This window comes from Haloglycomyces albus DSM 45210, assembly GCF_000527155.1.
Taxonomy (GTDB): domain Bacteria; phylum Actinomycetota; class Actinomycetes; order Mycobacteriales; family Micromonosporaceae; genus Haloglycomyces; species Haloglycomyces albus.
The window spans coordinates 2,024,917-2,049,648 of record NZ_AZUQ01000001.1 but is presented as its reverse complement, the minus strand read 5'-3'; the positions used below and the strand labels follow the sequence as shown (position 1 = coordinate 2,049,648).

The following is a 24,732-nucleotide window of genomic DNA, read 5'->3' as shown; positions in this document are numbered from 1 at the left end:
GCGTTCGCGCCCACCCACTTTCAGATTGACATTAGGTCAGTCAGTAAGTCCCCAGATCATACGAGTCTTCCAGACTGACCGCGGCACCGCCGCCGTAGGAGAAGGTCGGAGCCGCATTGTCCTCGTAACCTCCGAGACTGTACACGGCCGCCTTCGCCTCAGCGGACGGTTCCACCGACACATTGCGGTAGTGCGGCAACCCGGTACCGGCCGGGATGAGCTTACCGAGGATGACGTTCTCCTTGAGTCCCATAAGCGCATCGGACTTGCCGGAAATGGCCGCCTCGGTCAGTACTCGAGTGGTCTCCTGGAAGGAGGCCGCCGAGAGCCACGACTCGGTCGCCAAGGAGGCCTTGGTAATACCCATCAGCTGCGGACGGCCCGAAGCCGGTTCGCCACCGTTTTCGATCAAACTCCGGTTGACCTCGTTGAACTCCAGCCGGTCCACCAAGGAGCCCGGAAGGAATTCCGACGTACCGGAATCGATGATCGTAATGCGCTTGATCATCTGGCGCACAATGATCTCGATGTGTTTGTCGTGGATCTGCACACCCTGCGAACGGTAGACGTTCTGGATTTCCTCCACCAGGTGACGCTGCACCTGACGGGGTCCCAGTACACGCAGCAGTTCGTGCGGGTCGATGGCACCTTCCACCAGCTTCTCCCCGACGGTGACGTGGTCTCCGTCGTGGTAGCGCAGGCGGAGACGACGCGGAACCTTGTCCACGACGACCTCTTCGGAACCGTCGTCCGGAGTGATGACGATCTTGCGACTCTTCTCGGCGTCTTCAATGCGAACCGTACCGCTGGATTCGGCGATGGGCGCCTTACCCTTCGGAATACGGGCTTCGAAGACCTCCGCGACACGCGGTAGACCCTGCGTGATGTCGTCCCCGGCCACACCACCGGTGTGGAAGGTACGCATCGTCAGCTGAGTACCGGGCTCACCGATGGACTGCGCGGCGATGATACCGACCGCTTCACCCAGGTCGACCTTCGTACCGGTCGGCATGGAACGTCCATAGCAGAGAGCACATACCCCTTGACGGGATTCGCAGGTCAGAACCGACCGCACCTTGACCTTCTTGACGCCGCCGGCGATCATTTCGGCGATACGGTCGTTGGTGACCGCGGAGTTCCGCGGCAGAACGACCTGGCCGTCGGCAGTGGCGTCGGTCGCGAGCGACCGGGCGTCGACCGAAATCTCATTGATCTCGGACGGGATGACCTTGCCGTCGATCTCAGTGGCGATCTCGAATTCCTGACCGCGATCGGTTCCGCAGTCCTCTTCCCGAACAATGACGTCCTGAGAGACGTCCACGAGACGACGAGTCAGGTAACCGGAGTCCGCGGTACGGAGAGCCGTGTCGGCCAGACCCTTACGGGAACCGTGCGTGGAAATGAAGTACTCCAGCACCGTCAAGCCCTCGCGCAGAGACGACTTAATCGGAGTCGGAATGATCTCACCCTTCGGGTTGGCCACCAGACCACGGATACCGGCGATCTGCCGCAGCTGCAGCATGTTACCGCGCGCTCCGGAGTTGATCATCTGCCAGAGCGGATTATCGGTCGTCAGGGTCTTGTCCAGATCGTCCATGACCTCGGACGTCGCCTTGGTCCAGATCTCGGTGAGTTCACCACGCCGCTCTTCGGCGGTCATCAAACCACGGTTGTACTGCTTGTCGATCTTGGCGGCGTCGGCGTCGTAACGGCCGAGAATCTCTTCCTTGTGCGCCGGCGGAACGACGTCGTCGATACCGATGGTGACACCCGACCAACCGGCCCACTTGAAGCCGTACGTCTTCAGGGCGTCCAGGCAGGCACCGAGCTCGACCTTCGAGTAGTGCTCGGACAGATCGTAAATGACGTCCGAGAGCTGACCCTTCCGAATCTCATAGTTGATGAAACGGAAGTTCGGAGGCAGGCAGTCGTTCAGGAACACACGCCCGAGAGTGGTACTCACGACGGCGGGAAGTCCAGGCTGCCAATCCTCGGGAGCCTGCCATTCCTCCGCAGGGCCGTTGTCCACTCCGGGAAGCTCCGTCAGGCGGATCTTCACCGGTGCCTGAATGTTCAGTTCACCACGGTCGTAAGCCATGATGGCCTCGGAAACGGAGGCAAAGGCGCGACCGGCGCCGGTAGCCTCGTCTTCCTGGTGGCTCAGGTAGTACAGACCGATGATCTGGTCCTGAGTCGGCAGAGCGACCGGTTTACCGTCGGACGGCTTCAGAATGTTGTTGGACGCGAGCATGAGAATGCGCGCCTCCGCCTGAGCCTCGGCCGACAGCGGTACGTGGACGGCCATCTGGTCACCGTCGAAGTCGGCGTTGAACGCCGTACATACGAGCGGGTGCAGCTGAATGGCCTTACCTTCGACCAACTGTGGTTCAAAGGCCTGAATACCGAGACGGTGCAGCGTGGGAGCACGGTTGAGCATCACCGGGTGTTCGGCGATGACCTCTTCAAGGACGTCCCACACGACCGGACGGGCCCTTTCCACCATGCGCTTGGCGCTCTTGATGTTCTGGGCGTGGTTGAGGTCCACCAGACGTTTCATGACGAAGGGCTTGAACAGCTCCAGCGCCATCTGCTTGGGGAGACCGCACTGGTGCAGCTTCAGCTGCGGACCGACCACGATCACCGAACGACCGGAGTAGTCCACACGCTTACCCAACAGGTTCTGACGGAAACGTCCCTGCTTACCTTTCAGCATGTCGGACAAGGACTTCAGCGGACGGTTACCCGGTCCGGTAACCGGACGACCGCGACGTCCGTTGTCGAACAGGGCGTCCACCGATTCCTGCAACATACGCTTTTCGTTGGCGACGATGATCTCGGGTGCTCCCAGATCGATGAGCCGCTTCAGACGGTTGTTGCGGTTGATGACACGACGGTACAGGTCATTGAGGTCGGCGGTAGCGAATCGACCACCGTCCAACTGCACCATGGGGCGCAGCTCCGGCGGAATGACCGGTACCGAATCCAGCACCATGCCCAGCGGAGAGTTACCCGTGGCCTGGAACGAGGCCACCACCTTCAGGCGCTTGAGAGCACGCAGTTTCTTCTGTCCCTTACCGGTGGCGATGACGTCGCGCAACGACTCGGCCTCGGCGTCCAGGTCAAGACGCTCCAGCAGCGAGTAAATGGCCTCAGCGCCCATGCCGCCCTTGAAGTATTCGCCGAAGCGAAGATCCAATTCGCGGTACAGCATGTCGTCGCCGACCAGCTGGCGCACTTCGAGCTTACGGAACATGTCCATAACCTCGTCCAGGCGATCGATCTCCCGCTGTGCCTTATCGCGGATCTGGCGCATCTCGCGCTCTCCGGCGTCCTTGGTCTTACGGCGGACGTCGGCACGCGCTCCCTCGGACTCGAGTTCGGCCATGTCGGCCTCCAACTGCGAACCACGATTGGCGATGGCCTCGTCGCGCTGCTTCTCCATGGCACGCTTCTCGGCTACGATCTCGTTTTCCAGAGTCGGCAGATCACGCTGTCGGGCCTCTTCGTCCACCTCGGTGATGACGAAGGCGGCGAAGTAGATGATCTTTTCCAGGTCCTTTGGAGCCAGGTCAAGCAGGTAACCGAGACGGCTTGGCACTCCCTTGAAGTACCAGATGTGGGTGACGGGAGCGGCCAGTTCGATGTGGCCCATGCGCTCACGCCGGACCTTGGAACGGGTCACCTCGACACCACAGCGCTCACAGATGATGCCCTTATAGCGGATGCGCTTGTACTTACCGCAGTAGCACTCCCAGTCACGAGTGGGACCGAAGATCTTTTCGCAGAAAAGACCGTCCTTCTCCGGCTTCAGGGTGCGGTAGTTGATGGTTTCGGGTTTTTTGACCTCACCGTGCGACCATTGGCGAATGTCCTCGGCGGTCGCCAGACCGATCTTCAACTTATCGAAGAAGTTGACGTCGAGCACTTAAACTCTTCCCCTTATATAAAGATCCTATATAAAGATCTTGCGCAAGCAAGATATTCGGACGGGACGTGGGCGGGGGCCAACGGCCCCCACTCGACGTCAATGGCTACTTGTTGTCCCCGAGTTGATCGTTACCCAGTGAACCGCCCTCCGAGGAGCCGCTACTGAAAACATCGCCGAGGCCACCGGAAGCCAAATTGCCCAATCCGGCATCCCCCAGAACCTCGCCCAGCGCGGAGCCGCCCAGACCGGGTGAACCGCCGGCCGGCTGCGCAGAGCTGCCCTGTGAGGATTCCGATGAACCGGAATCGTATTCAGCCGTGGCCGGCTCGTCGTGTGACAGGTCGATACCCAGCTCCTCAGCCGCGCGGAAGACCTCATCATCGTTGTCGGCCATCTGAATCGGGGTACCGTCCGCCGACAGTACCTCAACGTTCAAGCACAGTGACTGCAGTTCCTTCAGCAGCACCTTGAACGATTCGGGAATACCCGGCTCCGGTACGTTCTCGCCCTTGACCACGGCCTCGTAGACCTTGACTCGACCGACCACGTCGTCCGACTTGATGGTCAACAGTTCCTGCAGAGCATAGGCCGCGCCGTACGCCTGCATGGCCCAGCACTCCATTTCACCGAAGCGCTGTCCACCGAACTGCGCCTTACCACCCAAGGGCTGCTGCGTAATCATCGAGTACGGTCCGGTCGAACGGGCGTGGATCTTGTCGTCAACCATGTGGTTGAGCTTCAAGATGTACATGTAGCCCACGCTGATCGGATCCGGGAACGGTTCGCCGGTGCGACCGTCGAACAGCTCCGCCTTACCGCTGGGAGCGACCAGTCGGTCCCCGTTGCGGTCCGGATGCGTGTTGGCGAGGATTCCCTGCACTTCGTCGGGGTTGGTCCCGTCGAACACCGGAGTGCCGACCGGAGTACCGGCCGGATGTTCGTCCGCTCCGATGTCGCGCAACGCCTGCTGCCAGGCTTCGTCGAAGCCGTCGAGCTTCCACCCGACCTTCGCGGCCCAACCCAGGTGCACTTCCAAAACCTGCCCGATGTTCATACGACCGGGCACACCCATGGGGTTCAGCAGAATGTCCACCGGCGTTCCGTCGGCGAGGAACGGCATGTCCTCGGCGGGAACCACCTTGGAAATAACACCCTTGTTACCGTGACGACCGGCCAGCTTGTCACCGACGCCGATCTTGCGCTTCTGGGCGATGTAGACGCGCACCAGGTCGTTGACTCCTGGGGAGAGTTCATCGCCGTCTTCACGGCTGAAGGTCCGAACCCCGATGACGGTACCGGTTTCACCGTGCGGAACCTTCAGAGACGTGTCCCGAACCTCACGGGCCTTCTCTCCGAAGATGGCGCGCAGCAGGCGCTCTTCCGGAGTCAATTCGGTCTCACCCTTGGGCGTGACCTTACCGACGAGAATGTCGCCGTCGTTGACTTCGGCACCGATGCGAATGATACCGCGTTCGTCCAGGTCGGAGAGCATTTCTTCGCTCACGTTGGGGATATCGCGGGTGATCTCCTCCGGTCCCAACTTGGTGTCACGGGCGTCGACCTCGTGTTCATCGATGTGAACCGAGGTGAGTACGTCCTCTTCCACCAGCCGCGACGACAACACGATGGCGTCTTCGAAGTTTTGACCTTCCCACGAGGTGAAGGCGACCAAGAGGTTCTTACCCAGCGCCATCTCACCTTTATCGGTGGACGGTCCGTCCGCGATCGGCTGCCCCGCCTCAACCTGCTGTCCCTCGGTGACGACGGGGATCTGGTTGATGCAGGAACCGGCGTTCGAGCGGCGGAACTTGTGCAGCAGGTACGTACGCCGCATTCCGTCGTCTTGAACCACCGTGATGTAGTCCGCGCTGGCTTCTTCGACGACTCCGTCGGCTTCCGCCACCACGACGTCACCGGCGTCCACGGCGGCGCGGTATTCCATACCGGTACCGACGATGGGCGCTTCGGGCTGGATCAGCGGCACGGCCTGACGCTGCATGTTGGCACCCATCAGGGCGCGGTTGGCGTCGTCGTGCTCCAGGAAGGGAACCAGGGCCGTGGCCACCGACGTCATCTGGCGCGGCGATACGTCCTGGTAGTCCAACTGCATGGGCGACATCAGTTCGGCTTCGCCACCACGACCCCGAGCCAGAATCTGGTCGTCTTTGAAGGTGCCGTCGGCGTTGGTCTGCGCGTTGGCCTGCGCAATGGTGAAACGGTCTTCCTCATCGGCGGTGAGGTAGTCGATCGTGTCGGTGACGCGACCTTCCTCAACCTTCCGATAGGGAGTCTCGATGAAGCCGAAGGGATTCACCCGCGCGAAGGTCGACATGGCGCCGATCAGACCGATGTTCGGGCCTTCCGGAGTCTCAATCGGGCACATACGTCCGTAGTGAGACGGGTGGACGTCGCGAACGTCCATCGCGGCGCGGTCACGTGACAGACCACCGGGTCCCAGCGCCGAGAGACGGCGCCGGTGGGTCATACCGGCGATCGGGTTGACCTGGTCCATGAACTGCGACAACTGCGAGGTTCCGAAGAACTCCTTGATCGCGGCCACGACCGGGCGAATATTGATCAACGTCTGCGGGGTGATGGCCTCGACGTCCTGGGTGGTCATGCGTTCACGCACGACTCGTTCCATACGTGAGAACCCGACCCGGATCTGATTCTGGATCAATTCCCCGACCGTACGCAGACGACGGTTACCGAAGTGGTCGATGTCATCGGCGTCGTAGCTCTCTTCTCCGGCGTGGAGGCGCAGCATGTACTCCAGCGTGGAGGCCAGGTCGTCTTCGGTGAGAACGCCGTTCTCAATCGGCGTATCCAGATTGAATTTCTTGTTGACCTTGTAACGACCGACCTTGGCGAGGTCGTAGCGCTTTTCGTTGAAGAACAGGTTCTCCAGCAGAGCCTGAGCGTTGTCCTTCGTCGGAGGCTCGCCGGGGCGTAGTTTGCGGTATATGTCCAGCAGCGCCTCGTCCTGCGAATTGACCGTGTCCTTTTCCAAGGTGGCCATCATCAGATCGGACCAGCTGAAACGCTCCCTAATCCGGTCGGCATCCCAACCGAGGGCCTTCAGCAGGACCGTGACGGCCTGACGGCGTTTGCGGTCAACACGAACGCCAACGGTCTCGCGTTTATCGATGTCGAATTCGAGCCATGCGCCACGCCCGGGAATGACCTTGGCATTGGTCAGTTCACGGTCGGAGGTCTTGTCCGGGTGCTTGTCGAAGTAGACACCGGGTGAACGCACCAGCTGGCTGACGACGACACGTTCGGTCCCGTTGATGATGAACGTCCCCTTCGGGGTCATCATCGGGAAGTCGCCCATAAAGACCGTTTGGCTCTTGATTTCGCCGGTGGTGTTGTTGATGAATTCTGCGGTAACGAATAGAGGCGCGCAGTATGTTAGGTCCTTCTCGCGACATTCCTCGATCGAAGCCTTCACTTCGTCAAACCGGGGGTTTGAGAAGGAAAGCGACATCGCGCCCGAGAAGTCTTCAATCGGGCTGATCTCCTTCAGGATCTCATCCAAGCCACATGCGGCGTCCTGCCCGTAGCGCGAACGATAGGAGTCGTTGCCGACGAGCCAGTCGAACGAATGTGTCTGAAGCGCCAGAAGGTCTGGTACTTCCAGGATTTCATCGATCCTGCCGAACGAGGTACGGCGAGGTGCGTGCTTACTCCTAGAGCTGGTCTTGCCAGTGCGGGAAGCTGCCAAGATACGTCCTTCCGAGGACAGATGCGAATGACGGCCGATGCACTGCAAGTTACGTCTTGGACACAGAGACTAACCAGCGAAAACGGCATCCGAAAAGTCACAGACAAGTCATGTCGAACATCGACTTTAGGTTGCTGACTACTGGGTGCTGATCTCTCAATCCTCCAGTCAGACACCTCATGATCCGAGAACAACCACGTCTTTGATTACCATCGACCACCACGGTCGTCGAAAGCGCGCCGACGCAGTTGTCGTCTCGTCGATGAGATCTCCACCTGGAAGCTCTGGTCTATGTCCCTGAGCACATTACGGACGTGAACAGGGCAGCGCAAATTAATAGTGTATAGGAGAATATCAAGTGCGTCAAATCCGGACGCGAGTGAGGCGTGTAACGTGTCGTGCATCGCCGTTGACGCCGATATTCCTCCTTCAAGAGCCTCTCGTACGGCTCGTTGGTTTCCATGCGTCACGATTCGTGTCGAATCCCGACCGCCGTTCGTCAACCGCAGGGGGCGGTTGTGTCATTCGCCCGCGGGCGAATGTATTTGCGCTTTAGACCATCAACCATGCCAGCAAAACCACGGTCGCGATCCGTTTAGCAGAAGTTTAACCCAAAGGTATGATCGTTCGTCACGACCTCCCCACTTTGGCTTCCGCATTGTGACCAAGCAGGTTCGCGCCCTAGTGTGACGCATGAGGTCGGCGCACGTCAAGTCAATCGTGGATTCCGACCGACGGCGACAACCACCGTATCGCCTTACTCGGGACACGGCGCTCGTCAGAGGCATTCCCGAATGCTCATCGACACCCTCACATCGGTGTTCGGGCGGCGCAGGTCGACAATCATGAGACCACTTGCGCCTCACTACAAACCACCATACACACAGCATTTATCCCTTTTGGACACTACCCCACGCGGGACGAAATCGACGTGCCTTGCCCGCAGACCGTCGCATTTGCGCGGAGGCTTGATCCCGCACCCGATGTAAGGCCACACCGGCGCTTGTGGGGCTCTCCCGCCACCGTTACCGTCCCGACTTAGCCGACCGTCGCCTTCGGTTTCCCAGTTGCCTCCACAACTTCCTACAAATAAGAGTGGAGGGATGAGACGCCGTTAGGCGCTCACCCCTCCACTCTTCAGACACTGGGACCGGGAGAGTCCCCGGAGTCGCATTCCGATGCGAACATCCTCAGATTAACCGAAGCATGCTCGTGTCGAAATGACGCTCGTAAGAGATTACTTCAGAGCAACCTCGGCACCGGCGCCCTCGAGGGCCTCCTTGGCCTTGTCAGCGTCTTCCTTGTTGGCGGCTTCCAGAACGGCCTTGGGCGCACCCTCAACCAGTTCCTTGGCCTCTTTGAGGCCCAGGCCGGTGAGTCCACGGACTTCCTTGATGACCTTGATCTTGGAGTCGCCGGCGGACTCGAGAACAACATCGAACTCGGTCTTCTCAGCAGCGGCTTCTTCGCCACCGCCGGCGGGAGCACCGGCAGCGACGGCAGCCACGGGAGCGGCGGCCGAGACGTCGAATTTGTCTTCGAAGGCCTTGACGAATTCGGACAGTTCCAGCAGGGTCATGCCCTCGAATTGCTCAAGCAGTTCTTCAGTCGATAGTTTAGCCATGATGTTTCCTTTCCAGTTCGGCGATTACTCGCCGGCAGCTTCTTTTTTGTCGCGAAGAGCGCCACCGAGGCGGGCCACTTGCGAAGCGGGAGCGGCAAAGAGACCAGCGGCCTTCTGCATTCCACCCTTGAGCGCGCCAGCCATCTTGGACAGCAAAACCTCGCGGCTTTCCAGATCGGCCAGCTTCGTGATTTGATCGACGGTCAGGACGTCTCCGTCCATGACTCCGCCTTTGATGACAAGGGCTTCATTGGACTTGGCGAATTCGCGCAGTCCCTTGGCAGCCTCTACCGGGTCACCCTCGATGAAGGTGATGGCGGTCGGACCGACGAACAGGTCGTCCAAATCGGTCACACCAGCGGCATTGGCAGCGCGCTTGGCCAGGGTGTTTTTAGCTACACGGTAGCTGGCACCCTCGCCCAGGGAACGCCGAAGCTCTTGGAGCTGGGCAACGGACAGTCCGCGGTACTCGGTGAGCACTGCGGCATTGGCGTTGTTGAAGCCCTCGGTCAGCTCGGCGATAGCGGCCTGCTTGTCTGCGGGGTATTCCCTCTCAGCCATTTTCCCTCCTTTCTTCGGCCTATTGGAGATGGCAAATGCAATCCTCAACCGGCAAAAATCCTCAGGGATTTCAGGAGGCGACACAAAAAATGACGCCTCGCGGGCGTCATGAATCTAGCTGCGATGAAATGGACGGAATCCGTCCCTCAAAGATCATCATGGTGACAATGGAAGCTAAATTTCTGTCGCCCTACGTTGGCCGAGTCAATCGACTCTTTACAGCTTTACGGGTGTGCACCCGAGCGACCGACGGTCTTTGGGTTGTGGAAAACAGTTTAATGATACCAGCCGAAACGAAAACGGCCCAGGACAGGCAAGCTGTCCTGGGCCATATCACACTTAGGTCCGACCACCCCGGCGTTAAAGACCGGGAGGCGACGACGCCGGCGCCACAGCGGTGGCTACTTGGTCGTCATCTGAATTCCGGGTCCCATCGTCGTGGTGACGGCTGCCCGCTTCAGGTAGACACCCTTCGAGCTGGAAGGCTTCAAACGCAGCACTTCGTCGAGCGCGGCCTGGTAGTTCTCCAGCAGCTGTTCATTGGGGAACGAGGTCTTCCCGATGATGAAGTGCAGGTTGGCGTGCTTGTCCACCCGGAAGGTGATCTTTCCCGCCTTGATCTCTTTGACCGCTTTGGCCACGTCGGGCGTGACGGTGCCGGTCTTCGGGTTCGGCATCAGACCGCGCGGCCCCAGGATGCGCGCGATACGACCGATTTTGGCCATCTGATCGGGAGTGGCGACGGCGGCGTCGAAGTCCAGCCAGCCCTCCTGAATCCGCTTGACCAATTCGTCCGAACCGACCTCGTCGGCACCGGCCTCAGTGGCGGCCTCGGCGGACTGCCCTTCGGTGAAGGCGATGACGCGTACGTTCTTACCCGTTCCATTGGGAAGGGAGACCGTACCGCGAACCAGCTGATCGGCCTGACGGGGATCCACCCCGAGACGCAGGGCGACCTCGACGGTCGCGTCGAATTTCGCCGGGTTGGTGTCTTTGGCCAGCTGAATCGCCTCATCCGGCGTGTACTGCTGATTTTTTTCGACCTTCTTAGCGAGGTCGGAGTATTTCTTTCCGCGCTTCATGAAATCATCCTTTGGATGTTGTGGTGGGGGCGAGCGCTCCCCTTCCACGTGTGAAAATTGTCTTAAGCCGATCATGGCGTTTACCGGCGGCGGTTTCGCTGTCCGCCGGCGCCGATCGCGAGGCTGACTACTCGACCGTGATCCCCATGGAACGTGCGGTGCCGGCCACGATCTTGGCGGCGGAGTCCATGTCGTTGGCGTTGAGGTCGGGCATCTTCTTCTCGGCGATCTCCTTGACCTGGTCCATGTTGACCTTGCCCACCTTGTTACGGTGCGGCTCGCCGGAACCCTTGTTCGTTCCCGCGGCCTTCATAAGAAGCTTGGCGGCCGGAGGGGTCTTCAGGTTGAACGTGAAGGACCGGTCCTCGTACACGGTGATCTCGGCGGGAATGATTTCACCGCGTTGACCTTCCGTGGCCGCGTTGTAGGCCTTGGTGAACTCCATGATGTTGACGCCGTGCTGACCCAGGGCAGGACCGACCGGCGGAGCCGGGGTCGCTTGACCACCCTGAAGTTCAAGCTTGAACGTCACAACGGCTTTTTTGCTGGGAGCCATCGTGTATCTACTCTCCTGGGCGTAGTAGCGAGATTCCTTGTGAATCTCGATTTTCATTGGATTCGTTGCTCAGCCACCACTGCGGTGTGACCATGCGGTGGCCGCGCCCCATCGATTGACGATGGAGGTCGTCAGCGATTGACGATACGCAACCTCTCTAGCCTACTCGTGTCGTCAGGCGGCCGGGAGACTCCTCCCAGTGCGTTATGCCACCGGTAACACTCGCGAGTGGCCACGAGGCCGTTACGGTGCTCCGCCCGTGCGTGACGGGGTTAAAGCTTGGCGACCTGGTTGAAGTTGAGCTCGACCGGGGTTTCACGGCCGAAGATGGAAACCAGTACCTTGAGTTTTTGAGCTTCGGCGTTGATTTCGCTGATCGTGGCCGGCATGGAGGCGAACGCGCCGTCGACGACGGTGACGGATTCGCCTTCGGAGAAGTCGATCTTGACTTTCTTCTTCTCCTCTTCCTCGGCGGCTTCCTCGCCTTCCACTTCGACCTTTTCCTCGCGCGGCAGAAGCCATTTGATGACTTCTTCCAACGACAGAGGGCTCGGACGGTCGGTGCGGTCCACGACGCCGACGAAACCGGTTACCCCGGGGGTCTGCCGAACCACCGAGTACGACTCCGGGGTCATCTCCATCCGTACGAGGACGTACGACGGGAAGACCTTGGCCTCGACCTTGTTGCGTTTACCGTTTTTGATCTCGACTTCGGTGTGAGTGGGGACCTTCACCTCGTAGATGTAGTCCTCCATGTCGAACGTCTGAGTCCGGCTTTCAAGGTTGGAACGGACACGGTTCTCAAATCCCGCGTAGGAATGCAACACATACCACTCACCGGGCGCGAAGCGGTACTTGGCGCGGAGGGCATCGGCTGGGTCCACCTCGGGCTCTTCGGTCTCGGCCTCGGTCTCCTCGACCTCCTGGGCCTCTTTTTCAGCCTCGGCGGTTTCGGCTGCCTCTTCGGCGTCTTTTTTCAAGGCTTCGTCGAACTCCGACACGTCTCGCTCACATTCCAACTCGTTGTGTAGTAGGGACCGATAAACCCCATGTCCTGGGATACAGGTCCTTGTTTCTTACAGCGTGATTTCATCGCGTACGCCTGAGGAGGCGGGTCGGTCAACCAATCGTGCGCACGGCCTCTCGGCCGGGCACGGTCGCTTGTCGTGATGTCCACCCACTGCCCCTCAACCGGCGTCGAATGCGACGATCGGCCCGGTCTTGGGCGCGTTTCCAGAATAACCGATGTGGCGTATCAACGCGATTCAACCGTCCGGCGAGGCAATGATGCCGGACGAACCTGAGACACTCCGAACTCCAGCGCTCATACCGAGAACCGTACTGGAGTCGACCGCAATGCCCAGTGGTAAGAATAACCGATCGTTGACGTGGAGTGAGACGGTCGTCGGTAGCGGGTTTTAGGAGTCGGTCTTGGCTCCGAAAGCGCGCTGCATCGCGTCCTTGAACACCCAGTCGATACCGCCGATGTAGGCCATCATGACCAGAACGAAAACCAGCACCACAATGGAGTAGGTGATCAGCTGCTTCCGAGTGGGGTAGACGACCTTGCGAAGCTGCTCGATGACCTGACGAAAGAACAGCGCGAGCCGAGCCAAGGGACCACTGTTACCCGCAGCCGGGCCCTTTTTGGGCCGAGGGGCGTTCTTTCCAGCTTTCGCGGTGTTGTCAGCCACTGTGCGTCCTCCGTTGCGGGCTCTTTAGGTCAAACCTGGCGGGGTCGGAACAATGCCAGGGGGTATGCCATTAGCATACCTGACTGCCTGGCGGCCACGATACCGGCGGGCGAGGAGGACTTTCCGACCGGGGGAGCGATCATCGTCCTTGTCGTTCTTGTTCCTCCAAGTGACGTTCCCATTTTCGCTGCATGGCCGACATCTCGGTTTCCATGAAGGCCATGAACTCAGCGGTTTGGCGCAAGCGTTCGCTACCGGGTCCCGCCGGCAATTCCGCCGCTCCGGCTTCCGCCACTTCACGGTAGCGCCGCACCAAGGGCACGCGGGCGAACATGATTCTGCCCCAGACGTCACCGCTGTCGATGTTGTACACGTCGGAGCGGGTGTCACTACGTCGGGTCTTGGCGATCAGCCCCATGGTGTTGAGCTCACGCACCGCCCCTGAAATGGCGGCTCGGCTGACGCTCAATCCGTGAGCGAGTTCAGCGGCGGTGTAGCTGGTGGCGTCGTCGGCCAGGATATAGGCGAAGACTCGAGCGGTCATCTTCTGTAGGCCGGCGTCGGCGAGTAGCTGCGCGAAGCGCTCCACGAAGTCCAGCAGGGTCTCATTGTCGTCCTTCATTCAACCTCCTACAATCATCATACTTTTCACAATTTCATGAAAACTATGATACGTTGATTTCATGACACGCGTCATCGAAACCGAAAACCTTGTCAAGCGCTTCGGTCACGTCACCGCCCTTGACAATCTGAACCTCCACGTCGCCGAGGGCCAGACCCACGGCTTTCTCGGTCCTAACGGAGCGGGAAAATCCACCACGATCCGTGTACTCCTGGGAATGCTGCGAGCCGACGGAGGCAAGGCCACCCTGTTCGGGTCCGACCCCTGGTCACAGGCCCCTCGGCTGCACCGCCGCCTGGCGTACGTCCCCGGAGACGTCAACCTGTGGCCCAGCCTGAGCGGCGGGGAGATCATCGACCTACTCGGACGTCTGCGCGGCGGACTGCAACCGCGCCGACGCGACGAACTGATCGACCGCTTCGACCTCGATCCCCGCAAGAAGGCCAAGTCCTATTCCAAAGGAAACCGACAGAAGGTGGCCCTGATCGCCGCCTTCAGTTCGAACGTCGATCTACTCCTCCTGGACGAACCCACCAGTGGCCTCGACCCCCTGATGGCCGCGGTATTCGCCGAAACGGTTCGCGAAGCCGCTCAAGAGGGCACCACGGTACTGTTGTCCAGCCACGTCATGAGCGAAGTAGAGCAACTCTGTGACAACGTCAGCATCATTCGCCAGGGCTCCATCGTAGAGTCCGGAACACTCGACGATCTGCGCCACCTGACCCGCACCCAATTGCGTGCCACCGTGACACAAACGCCCGCCGGGTTGGCCGAACTCGACGGGGTGCACGACCTGACGGTCAATGCCGACACCGTCCGAGCCCACGTGGACTCCCCCGCTCTCAACGAGGTCATGGAACGACTCACCTCCGCCGGAATCACCTCTCTCACGGTCGAACCGCCGTCGCTGGAAGAGCTGTTCCTGCGTTACTACGGTGACGAATTGGCCGCGCGCGGAGTGAACAACGGTAATGGAGAACGCTGATGCCCACTACAACCGTGATTGACCGACGCGCAGGAACGCTCAGTGGAACCGGCGCGCTGCTGCGATTCCAACTGCGGCGCACCCGCAGCTACTTGATTTTCTGGTTCCTCGGGCTGCTGGGGTTCAATGCCGTGACCGTCCCGGCGGTCATGGAGATGTATCCCGATGCGACGGACCGGGCCGCCTTCGCGCAATCATTGAACAATCCTCCGTCTCTGGCGATGACGGGGCCGGAGACGTACATTTCGGACTACTCGGTCATGTCGATGATCGCGCACAACTTCCTGTTGTGGAACTGTGCCTTGTTGGCGGTCATGGTGGTCCTACTGGTCACACGCCTCACTCGCAGCGACGAGGAGACATCCCGTCTCGAGGTGGTTCGTTCCGAACCGGTTGGCAGGCACAGTGATCTGGCTGCGGCAGTCCTGCTCACCTGCCTCGCGAGCGTCGCCATGGCTCTCGGTTTGACTCTGGTGACCGGGCCGCTCAGCGAAGTGGGCTGGGGAGAGGCCCTCCTCTTCGGCGCCGCTACCGGTGCGGTCGGGATCTTCTTCAGCGCCATCGCGACATTGACCGCTCAGCTGGCCTCCTTCGGTTCGACTGCCAACGGACTGAGCTTCACCGTGTTGGGGACGGCATTCGTGTTCGCCGCATTGGGGAACAGCAACGGGACCGCCGCGGTCTGGGCCTCCCCCTTGGCCTGGGCACAGCAAACGTTTGTCGGCACCGAGCAACAGCGGTGGTGGCCGATGGTCTTGCTCGTCGGAGTGGCGGTGGTGGTGTTCGCGGCCGCCTTTGCCGTCGTCACTCGGAGAGACTTCGGGGCCGGACTGCTTCCCGCTCGAAAAGGACGAGTCCACGCGCCCTCTTCATTGCGTGGGATTCGCTCGTTGACCTTGCGACTGACTCGTGGTTTGACGATCACCGCGGTCGTGACATTGGCTCTGTTGGGCTTGTCCTACGGGTCGATCTTCGCTGAGGCGGAGAGCCAATTCGAAGCCGGTCCGGAGTTCCGTGATCAGATGCTGGAGATGGGGGACAACACCTTCCAGGAGGGTTTCGCGGTCCTTATCGCGTCGTTCGGTGCCTTGGTCGCGGTCGTATTCGGGATCATGATGATCGGACGAGCACGAAAGGAGGAAACCGAGGGGGCCGGTGAAGTCCTCGCGGCGCTACCCGTTTCCCGCCGTGCTTGGCCCGGGGCGTACTTCATTGCCGCGCAGCTCGTTACGTCGGTGGGATTGCTGGTGTACGGCGTGGTGTTGGGGGCGTTGTCCGCTCAGTCGACGGGGGACTCCGACTGGTTCGGCACGCTCTTCCTTGCCGCCGCCGTTTATCTTCCGGCCGTGTGGATTCTGATCTCACTGGCCTTCGTCTGCTACGCCTATCTGCCCCGCTGGGGTATCGCACGCTGGCTACCGTGGATGTTCGTATTGTTCATCATGCTGTTCGGGCCCATGCTGAGTTTGAACGACGCCGTCATGAACGTATCGCCCTTTGAGCACACACCGAACTACCCGGTCGGTGACGTCGCCTGGACTCCGATGGTTGCCATGACCGGAATCGCGATCGTGCTTGGTGTGGCCGGATACCTCGGGATACGGCATCGGAACCTGCAATTCTCCTAAACGACGGCCGTCTGTCCGCCGAAGAGCGATATCTGATCGGCAGGCGGACGGCTCGATTGCCGCTTCAAATACAACTTCTCAATAAAATGGAGAGCAACCGATGAAATTCGGGGCTTATCCACGCGAATTACTTCCAAGCAAGCTCGACTCTTCGGGGTGTTTTGGACTCCGCCGCGCATTTGCAAGAACTGGTCCCCGACGCCGAACTTGTCGGTGGTTCGGCTGCAGCACTGTACGCAGGCCGTTAGGATCCGTAAGCTACCGCTGGAAACCGCCCGATTGGATCTTGGGGACGGACGCACCCTACAGGTCCCAACCGCTGCCGAGACACTGCGGGTAAAGGTCTTCCTTATCGTCCGCCGCCTTGACCTCTTCCCCCGGATTTATCCGTGGGAGGAGGTCAAGGTGCGCATTCGAAGGGTAGCCTCCCATCAGAGATGAAAATGAGGAGTGCCGCAATTCACCGACCCCGAGTGGGACCATCGCAATCTACATTCCAGAGAGCTTCACTCTGCTTTAGGAGCGCACCCCCCTCATATTGTGGCCCGTGTAAGCCGACGGGCCATCCGCTGTAATAGGAAGTCAACTACGGTCATCGCCTCCTGGCTCGACCCTCAGCCGTTGACCGACATCGGGCGGGACGCTATGAATCCGTCCCACCCGACACCAACCTTTGGAAACACGTCTGAGCACTGTGATTTCATGGAGTGGTGTCACAGCAGCGTCACCAACAGCAGTTCCATTGGGTCCATCCGGAACGACGGCACCACGACTTCGTTCCCGACGAAGCCCAAGCGCACGTTCTGCGCCACCGCCGGGGCCCCTTGGTCGTCTCCGGCGGCCCGGGCACAGGCAAAACCGAATCGCTGATTCACAGCGCGGTCGCAGCGGTCGAAGCGGGCGTCGCCCCGGAACGCGTCCTCCTGCTCGGACTCAATCGGCAGGACACCGGATATCTTCGTCGACGTGTCAATGCCGCCACCGCTCCTTTCTCCGCTGCGGAGGTCGCGGTGTTCACTCCCCCGGCACTGTCCCACGCGGTTGTGAAATCGCGTGCACAGCATCACGGCCGAGCGGTTCCACGCCTCTTGACGGGACCGGAATCCGACGCGTTGCTGCGAGAACTGTTGCGCAATGAGGACTTCGCCTGGCCGGAGGAGTTTGGCGATGCGATCGGTACGTACGCGTTCTCCGCACAGTTGCGGGATTTGATTCTGCGGTGCGAAGAACGTGGGATTTCAGGGCGACGTCTGGCCGCATTGGGCCGCGAACACGACCGACCGCTGTGGACGTCGGCGGCGCGAGTATTGGAGCGCTATCGCGACACCTTGGCGATCCAATCGGCGTCGGTGTTGGAGGTATACGACTCGGCGGAGTTGACTCGGGTGGCTCTACATCTGCTGCGGACCGGTGAGGTTTCGGTGGGGTCGTTCGACGTGGTGTTGGTGGACGATTTTCAGGATTTCACTCCGGCCGGAGTCGAGTTGGCGCAGTGGGCGTCACGCGAGGCGTCGCGGGTGATTGTGGCGGGTAATCCCGACGAGGCGATCTTCGGTTTTCAGGGCGGTGTCTCCGACAACCTGGCCCGTGCCGAACAGTACTTTCGCCATGCGGGTGCGGCCGAAGAGGTTCGCCTGGAGTGCGCTCACGGCTCCGCGCTTCAGGTCACCGAGGTGGTGGACCGATTCGCCCGCAGCCATATGTCGGGCTCGCATCGTCTGCGGAACCGGTCGGCGGGGCACGATGTCAAGGGCTCGGTGGAGGCGTTCGTCGCAAGCAGTCCGAACGTCGAGGCGCGCCACATCGCCGGCCGTCTGCGGCGCGCGCATCTATTGGACGGTGTCGCCTGGAGTGAGATGGCGGTGGTGGTGAAGTCGGCGTCCGAGTTGGCCGCCTTGCGGCGCACATTGCAGCACAGTGGGGTTCCGACGGCGCAGGCTTCGGACGACATGCCGTTGGGCTCGTACGGCGTGGTGCGTGACCTGTTGCAGCTGTCGTCGGCGGGTGTGCGTTGGCGAGCGGCGGACGATTCGGTGTGGTTGTCGGAGGATCAGGCGCCGGCTCTTTTGTTGTCTCTGTATGGCGGCGCCGATCCGTACGATATTCGACGTTTGAAACAGCACATTCGTCGTGTGCATGGGACGTCGGAAGAATTCCGTAATAATCGGGATGTTTTGGCCACCTTCATGTCGGATCCGCTCAGTGTGGTGAGTGAGGCGGTGGAGGAACGATGGTACGAACCCGCGTTGCGGGTAGCGCGTCTGTTGCTTGCCGCTGCGGAGTCTCGCGGTGTGGCGTCGACGTTGTGGCGGGTCTGGGAAGACTCGGGTGTGGCCGAGCGCTTGGAAAGGCGTGCCGTGTCTCCCGACAGGCGCGCGCGACGGGCGGACGCGGAGCTGGACGCCGTTATCGCGCTGCTGGATTTGGCGGCGGATTTCGAACAGAAACAGCCCGGTGTCGGGGTGGAGGTTTTCGCCGAGCACGTGTTGGCGCAGCAGTTGCCCGGCGATTCGCTTTCGGCGCGAGCGGAGTTGTCGGAGGCGGTGACGCTGACGACGGTGCACGGGGCGCATGGACGGTCGTGGGACCTGGTGGTTGTAGCCCGGGTACAGGAGGACGAGTGGCCCAACCTGCGTCCGCGTGGTTCCGTTCTGGGAGCGGAGGCCTTGGTGGAGCTGCTGGAAGGGCGCGCTGACGTGGATGTGGTGGCGGAATTGTTGGCGGAGGAACGTCGCCTGTTCCTGACGGCCATGTCGCGAGCGCGTTCTACTTTGGTGTTGTCGGCGGTGGACAGTGAGGACGAACAGTCCAGTCGGTTTATTGACGAGGTGGGGGTGACTCCACAGCGGGTGCGTGGTACGCGGCGGGAGTTGAGTTTGACGGGGCTGGTGGCGTCCTTGCGTTCGGTTGTGATGAGTGAGGGGCCGCCCGCGCGGTTGGCGACGGCGGCGAGTCTCTTGCGGCGTTTGGCTTCCGAGGGCGTGACCGGTGCCGATCCGGGTTCGTGGTGGGGGACGGCTGATCTGTCGTCATCGGAGGCGTTGTATCGGGCCGGCGACCGTTTGAATATCTCCCCTTCGAAGGTGGAGAAGGTGCAGCAGTGTGGCCTGCGGTGGGTGTTGGAGTCGCACGGCGCTGATTCGGGTGCGGCGATTCATCGTTTCATGGGGTCGTTGTTCCATTTGGCGGCTGAGGAGGCGGTCGCGGTTCCGGCCGGCGACCGTTTGGAGGCGATGCGGTCGGTTATCGATCGGCATTTTGATGAGCTTCCGCATGAGGCGGAGTGGAAGCGGCGACAGGATCGGGAATCGGTGGACCGGGCTCTGGAGAAGTTCGCGGAATGGTGGGCGAAGGATCCCCGCGAGTTGGTTGGGGTGGAACGCGATTTTCGTGTCGAGGTTCCGTTCGACGCGGCCGAGGTGGAGGTTCGTTTGTCGGGTCGTGTGGATCGGCTGGAGCGCGATGGGTCCGGTCATTTGGTGGTGGTGGACATCAAGACCGGTACGACGGCGGCGTCGAAGGTGCAGACGGACGGCAATGCGCAGCTGGCGGCCTATCAGTTTGCGATTTCGGAGGGAGCCTTCCCAAAGGAGGGCGAGGTTCCGGGCGGTGCGGTGCTGGTGTATCCGCGTCATAAGGCCAAACAGGCGACGGAGCGGGTTCAAGGGCCGCTGTCGGAGGCGGCGAACCCGGATTGGGCGCGTGATTTGGTGGTTGACAGTGCGGAGCAGATGTCGGGGAGTTCGTTCGAGGTTCACCGGGATGATCAGAATCAGTGTCAAACGTGTTCGGTGAAGACATGTTGTCCATTGTGGGATGAGGGAAAGCGGGTAACCGATTTATGCGACCGCGTTTCAGTGCTTATGACATCGCTTGGCATTTGGATCGTTCGGAGGCGATTAACCCGACCGAGGAGCAGCGTCGGGTTATCGAGGCCGATGTGCGTCCGATGTTGGTGGTGGCGGGGGCCGGCTCCGGCAAGACGACCACCATGTCGGATCGCGTGGTGTGGCTGGTGGCCAACGGTGTGGTCGCCCCGGAACGGATTCTGGGTTTGACGTTTACCCGAAAGGCCGCCGGAGAGCTGGGACGTAAGATTCGTTCTCGTTTGGCGCGCCTCAATCATTCGGTGCCCGAGCTTAAACTGTCCCATGGGGAACCCACGGTGTCGACGTACAACGCCTATGCGGGAAATCTGGTGGCGGAACACGGCATGCGGGTGGGTCTGGAGTCGGGAACACGGGTGGTGACGGATGCGGCCCGCTGGCAGCTGGCCTATGACCTGGTGGCGAACTGGGGCGGCGACCTGAGCGCCTTTGATGTGTCGGTGGCGCGCGTGACCGACCTGGTATTGCAGCTGTCGGCGGAGATGTCGGAGCATCTGGTCACTCCCGATCGCGTGCGAGACTTCGACAATGACTTCGCCGAGGAGGTTCTCGCCCGTTGTGACGCGAAGCCGTCCAATCAGGAATCGCGCGACATGGTGTCTCTGGGCGATCGACGACGGCAGCTCCTGGCCTTGGTGGAAGCGTGGGACGAGGTGAAACGCGAGCACGGCGTCATCGACTTTTCCGACCAACTGAAATTCGCCAATACCGTCGTCGCCGAACATCCCGCGATCGTGTCCGAGGAACGGAACCGCTGGGGCGTGGTCTTGCTGGACGAGTACCAGGACACCTCGGTGTCGCAGACCGAACTGCTGCACGGTCTGTTCGGTGGGGGCCACCCGGTCACAGCGGTCGGCGACCCGATTCAGGCGATCTATTCCTGGCGCGGGGCGTCCACCGGAGCCTTGGCGCGCTTTCCCTCGCTCTTTTCCGATCCGGCCGGAGACGATGCCGAGATCATGCATCTCACCCGGTCGTGGCGCAACCGCCGGAACGTTCTCACCGTCGCCAATGCGATATCTCGTCCCCTACGTGAAGGGCACAGCCGTGGCAGTGAACCGGGAATGGTGATCCCTCCACTTCAAGCGGGGGTCGAAGGCCCCGCTCAGGTGGACGCCGCCATGCACACCACCGCCGACGAGGAGGCCGCCTGGGTCGCCCGGCACTTGACGCATAGTTGGGGACCCAATCGGGACAAGTCGGCCGCGGTCCTGGTGCGGTCGCGCAAACTCATTCCGGCACTGCGCTCGGCGCTGGAAGCCGCCGGACTCCCGGTTCGGGTGGTGGGTTCGGTGGGTTTGCTGCATTACCCGGAGGTTCTGGAGGTCGTCAGCATGTTGCGTGTGCTCGCCGACCCGGCCGACGGTCCCGCATTGATGCGGCAACTGACCGGTCCGCGTTGGCGGATCGGGCCACGGGACATCAAAGCGTTGTGGGAGCGGGCTCGCGAGCTGGTTCCCCAAGCACACGGGTTTGAACCGGAGGTCACGCACTTCAACGAGGAGTCCGAATTGGAGGCTCTCCTGTCGGACGCGGTGGCCGATCCGGGGGAGGGCGACCGCTACTCCCCTGTTCTGCTCGAACGGCTGGCGGCCTTTCAGGCGGAGACGGATTGGTTGCGTGGCCGCCTGCAACAATCACTTCCCGATCTGGTGTCCGAGGTCGTGTCGGTGACGGGATTGGAAGTGGAAACGCTGCTGCATCAAGGCGGTGTCGACAACCTCGATGAGTTCGTCTCGTTGGCGGCGGAATACGAGTTCCACAACGACGCCGCCTCACTTCCCGGGTTCCTATCCTATTTGGAGGCTTTGAATCAAAAAGAGCGCGGAGCGGTGATCGAAAGCGCCGAAACCGAGCTCGGGGCGATACAGCTGTTGACCGTCCATGCCGCCAAGGGGCTGGAATGGGACATCGTGGCCGTACCCGGTCTGTCCAATAAAGTGTTTCCCTCCGCGCCGAAGACGACGAAATGGCCGGTCAAACCCGAGCATGTCCCCTACCCACTCCGAGGCGATCGCGATTACCTGCCGACCTTTCATTTCGCCGACACCACCACATCCTCCGAATTGAAGACCGGACTCAGCGAATTCAGCCGCGACGACTCCGACGACAAGCTCGATGAAGAGCGACGTCTGGCCTACGTTGCCTTCACGCGAGCCCGTGAGACGCTCCTGGTGAGCGGGTATTATTTCGAGCGCGGGACCAAAGGGGCACGTCCGCCGTCGGATTACCTCAACGACGCGATTGAGGCGGGAGCCGTCAAAACGCGGTGGGACGCCAAGCCCGACACGAATCCGTATGAAAATCAGAGTTGGTCGGCCACCTGGCCCACGCCCGATCCATTGGGTGAACGCCAGAAAGTCGTCGCCGAGGCCGCCTTGCGCGTCGCCACCGCCACGGACGCGGTCGACGATGATCCGGACGGGCAAGAGGCACAGTGGATCCGCGATACCGAACTACTGCTTCGCGAGCGCGCCGAACGGGATTCGGCGCGTATTCCCGTGGAGTACCCGTCGCGACTGTCCACTTCACAGCTGGTGGCATTGTGGGGTGACGCCGATTCCTTCGCCCGCGCTCGACGGCGGCCGATGCCGTCGGTCCAGCAGGAGGCGACGGCGCGTGGAACGGATTTCCACGCTTGGGTGGAGGAGTTCTTCGGGCAGCGCCCCCTGTTCGACCCCGTGGACATGCCGGGGGCCTCGGATGCCGACCTGGTTGTCTCCGACGTGGAGTTGCGCGAGTTGAAGGAACGGTTCGAACGGTCGGAGTGGGCGCAAAGGAGCCTGGTGGCCCAGGAGGTTCCGTTCGTCGTGTCGGTCGACGGCACTCCGGTGCGTGGGCGGATCGACGCGGTGTTCGCTCGCGACGACGGGGATTGGGACGTGGTGGACTGGAAGACGGGCAAGCCTCCCCACGGCGAGCGCGCCGAACGGGCGGCCGTGCAGTTGGCGGTGTATCGCCATGCCTGGGCGCGGTTGAATTCGGTCGATCCCTCGCGGGTTCACGTGGCGTTCTATTATGTCGGGGCGAATCAGACGGTCCGTCCGGAGTCATTGCCCGAGTTGCGTTTCGGGTGACGACAGTGTCGGTGCCGGGGTCGTGGCGAACCGGTGTAGTAATTGAGTTATGATCCTGTTTTAATAGGAAAGTTTCACAAATGGGAGCGCCATACCTATGACGGCACGTTTGACCCTCAACCGCCCCAACCGCCTCCTGGCCGCGACCACGGTGGTCGCATTCGGAACGCTGGGACTCACTTCCTGCGGGGATGACGACCCCACGCCGGATTCCGACGCGTCGACGCCCCCGGAGGAATCCGCTTCCGAGGACTATTCCGAAGAGGTATCCGATCTCGTCGAAGACTATTACACCGCCGCCTTCGAGGAAGTACAGACATCGCTCTACCTGATCGACGGAGACGCGGCGGCCGACGCCGCCGAACCGTATCTGTGCGAGTCCGATCTCGCCGTGATGTCGGATATGTTCGCCGAAATGCCCGAGCAGGCAAAACAGGAGCAGCTCGATTCTCTTGCCGATCCGGGGGACTTCGAACTGGAAGTACACATCATGGACGCTTACGCCTACGCCGGTGCCGGCAACGTCGAAGCCCACATTCTCTACAACGACCCGTCGGCGGACGGTGAACGGGTGGATGTCACCCATAATGTCAGCGTGCTGGAAAACGATTCGGGAACGTGGGAGATCTGCGGAATGTTCGAACAAGCCTAACGGCAAGGCCGACACCCGCATCGGTGCTCATTTCCGTCTGGGGAAGGCTGTGGAAGGCCTTTACAACCGTCATTCCGAGTTGATATATTCTCGCAGCAGAGTCGGACAACCGTCCGACTGTACGTCGATTTCGGGAAGCTACGATGCACAAACTTCTGCAGCGCTCTGCGACCGCCCTGTCCCTGGCCGCCGTCACGACCCTGGCTGTCGGTTCCTGTTCCTCCCCCGAGGAGGAAGCACAAGAGGCACTTGAAGACTCGGTAGAGGACCTCAAGAGTCTGAGCAAGGCGATCGGCGAGGCCGATGTGGACACCATCTATCAGGTGGCGGACGACCGCCTGTGCGAGAAGATCGTCGACCCGTTCAAAAAGAGCTTCGAGGCCTACGAGGACCTGTCCGACGAGGAGCTCGAGGAAGTCAAGTCGGAAAAGGGCCGCCAGTTCGAAGAATACGACTTCGAAGTCACCGACGTGGAGGTCGACGGCGACGAGGCCACCGTGACCGTTGAAGCCAGCGGCTTCGATCCCGTCACCGGAGAGGTCGTCGACAATGAGGAGCAGACGGTCAAACTGACGCAAGAGGACGGAAGCTGGAAGCTCTGTCCCGACATCGGTACCGAATCCTAAGCCGCTCGGGGAATCGACGAATCTTACGTCGATTCCCCGTTTCGAACAGCTGATATCGGCGGTGCGGCCGGATTCCGACCACACCG

General features: G+C 61.0%; 14 protein-coding genes and 1 pseudogene. 6 read left to right on the top strand and 9 right to left on the bottom strand.

What is annotated here, in order from left to right:
• Positions 1-40 precede the first annotated feature (40 nt).
• From HALAL_RS0109575 to HALAL_RS0109535, 9 genes and pseudogenes are all read right to left on the bottom strand, one after another.
• Complete coding sequence (locus HALAL_RS0109575) at positions 41-3,925, bottom strand: DNA-directed RNA polymerase subunit beta' (protein WP_025273797.1); 3,885 nt, start codon at positions 3,923-3,925, stop codon at positions 41-43.
• A 313-nt stretch (positions 3,926-4,238) separates the two neighbouring features.
• A pseudogene (gene rpoB / locus HALAL_RS0109570) lies at positions 4,239-7,652 on the bottom strand (DNA-directed RNA polymerase subunit beta); the annotation flags it as partial.
• 1,237 nt (positions 7,653-8,889) lie between these two features.
• Positions 8,890-9,276 carry a 50S ribosomal protein L7/L12 gene (gene rplL / locus HALAL_RS0109565; RefSeq protein WP_025273795.1) on the bottom strand — a complete coding sequence of 129 codons (387 nt, stop codon included), beginning with the start codon at positions 9,274-9,276 and terminating at the stop codon, positions 8,890-8,892.
• Between the two features lie 24 nt (positions 9,277-9,300).
• Positions 9,301-9,837 carry a 50S ribosomal protein L10 gene (gene rplJ / locus HALAL_RS0109560; RefSeq protein WP_025273794.1) on the bottom strand — a complete coding sequence of 179 codons (537 nt, stop codon included), beginning with the start codon at positions 9,835-9,837 and terminating at the stop codon, positions 9,301-9,303.
• 401 nt (positions 9,838-10,238) lie between these two features.
• The gene (gene rplA / locus HALAL_RS0109555) at positions 10,239-10,919 is read right to left on the bottom strand and encodes a 50S ribosomal protein L1 (protein ID WP_029767682.1); all 681 of its coding nucleotides are present in this window, start codon (positions 10,917-10,919) and stop codon (positions 10,239-10,241) included.
• A 127-nt stretch (positions 10,920-11,046) separates the two neighbouring features.
• Positions 11,047-11,475, bottom strand: a complete 429-nt coding sequence (gene rplK, locus HALAL_RS0109550; protein WP_025273792.1) for a 50S ribosomal protein L11 — start codon at positions 11,473-11,475, stop codon at positions 11,047-11,049.
• A gap of 272 nt (positions 11,476-11,747) precedes the next feature.
• Complete coding sequence (gene nusG / locus HALAL_RS0109545) at positions 11,748-12,476, bottom strand: transcription termination/antitermination protein NusG (protein WP_025273791.1); 729 nt, start codon at positions 12,474-12,476, stop codon at positions 11,748-11,750.
• Between the two features lie 417 nt (positions 12,477-12,893).
• Positions 12,894-13,169: a preprotein translocase subunit SecE gene (gene secE, locus HALAL_RS0109540; protein ID WP_025273790.1), complete on the bottom strand. Its 276-nt coding sequence runs from the start codon at positions 13,167-13,169 to the stop codon at positions 12,894-12,896.
• 139 nt (positions 13,170-13,308) lie between these two features.
• Positions 13,309-13,791: a GbsR/MarR family transcriptional regulator gene (locus HALAL_RS0109535; protein WP_025273789.1), complete on the bottom strand. Its 483-nt coding sequence runs from the start codon at positions 13,789-13,791 to the stop codon at positions 13,309-13,311.
• 61 nt (positions 13,792-13,852) lie between these two features.
• Here HALAL_RS0109535 and HALAL_RS0109530 point away from each other — a divergent pair, with 61 nt between their 5' ends.
• The 6 genes from HALAL_RS0109530 to HALAL_RS0109500 all read left to right on the top strand — a co-directional run bounded on the left by HALAL_RS0109530 (position 13,853) and on the right by HALAL_RS0109500 (position 24,646).
• Positions 13,853-14,776 (top strand): ABC transporter ATP-binding protein, encoded by a 924-nt coding sequence (locus HALAL_RS0109530; protein WP_025273788.1) that lies wholly within the window; start codon positions 13,853-13,855, stop codon positions 14,774-14,776.
• Entirely contained in the window at positions 14,776-16,404 is a 1,629-nt protein-coding gene (locus HALAL_RS0109525) for an ABC transporter permease (protein ID WP_025273787.1), read from the top strand. Before HALAL_RS0109530 ends, HALAL_RS0109525 begins: the two co-directional genes overlap by 1 nt.
• Before the next feature lie 710 nt (positions 16,405-17,114).
• Positions 17,115-20,462, top strand: a complete 3,348-nt coding sequence (locus HALAL_RS17595) for an ATP-dependent DNA helicase (protein ID WP_051462869.1) — start codon at positions 17,115-17,117, stop codon at positions 20,460-20,462.
• Positions 20,354-23,368, top strand: coding sequence for an ATP-dependent helicase (locus HALAL_RS0109510; protein ID WP_051462867.1), 3,015 nt, complete (start codon positions 20,354-20,356; stop codon positions 23,366-23,368). Before HALAL_RS17595 ends, HALAL_RS0109510 begins: the two co-directional genes overlap by 109 nt.
• Positions 23,369-23,465: 97 nt before the next feature.
• A complete protein-coding gene (locus HALAL_RS0109505; protein WP_025273783.1) occupies positions 23,466-24,020 on the top strand; it encodes a hypothetical protein in 555 nt (184 codons plus the stop codon).
• A gap of 143 nt (positions 24,021-24,163) precedes the next feature.
• Positions 24,164-24,646, top strand: a complete 483-nt coding sequence (locus HALAL_RS0109500) for a nuclear transport factor 2-like protein (protein WP_025273782.1) — start codon at positions 24,164-24,166, stop codon at positions 24,644-24,646.
• The last annotated feature ends 86 nt before the right edge of the window (positions 24,647-24,732 follow it).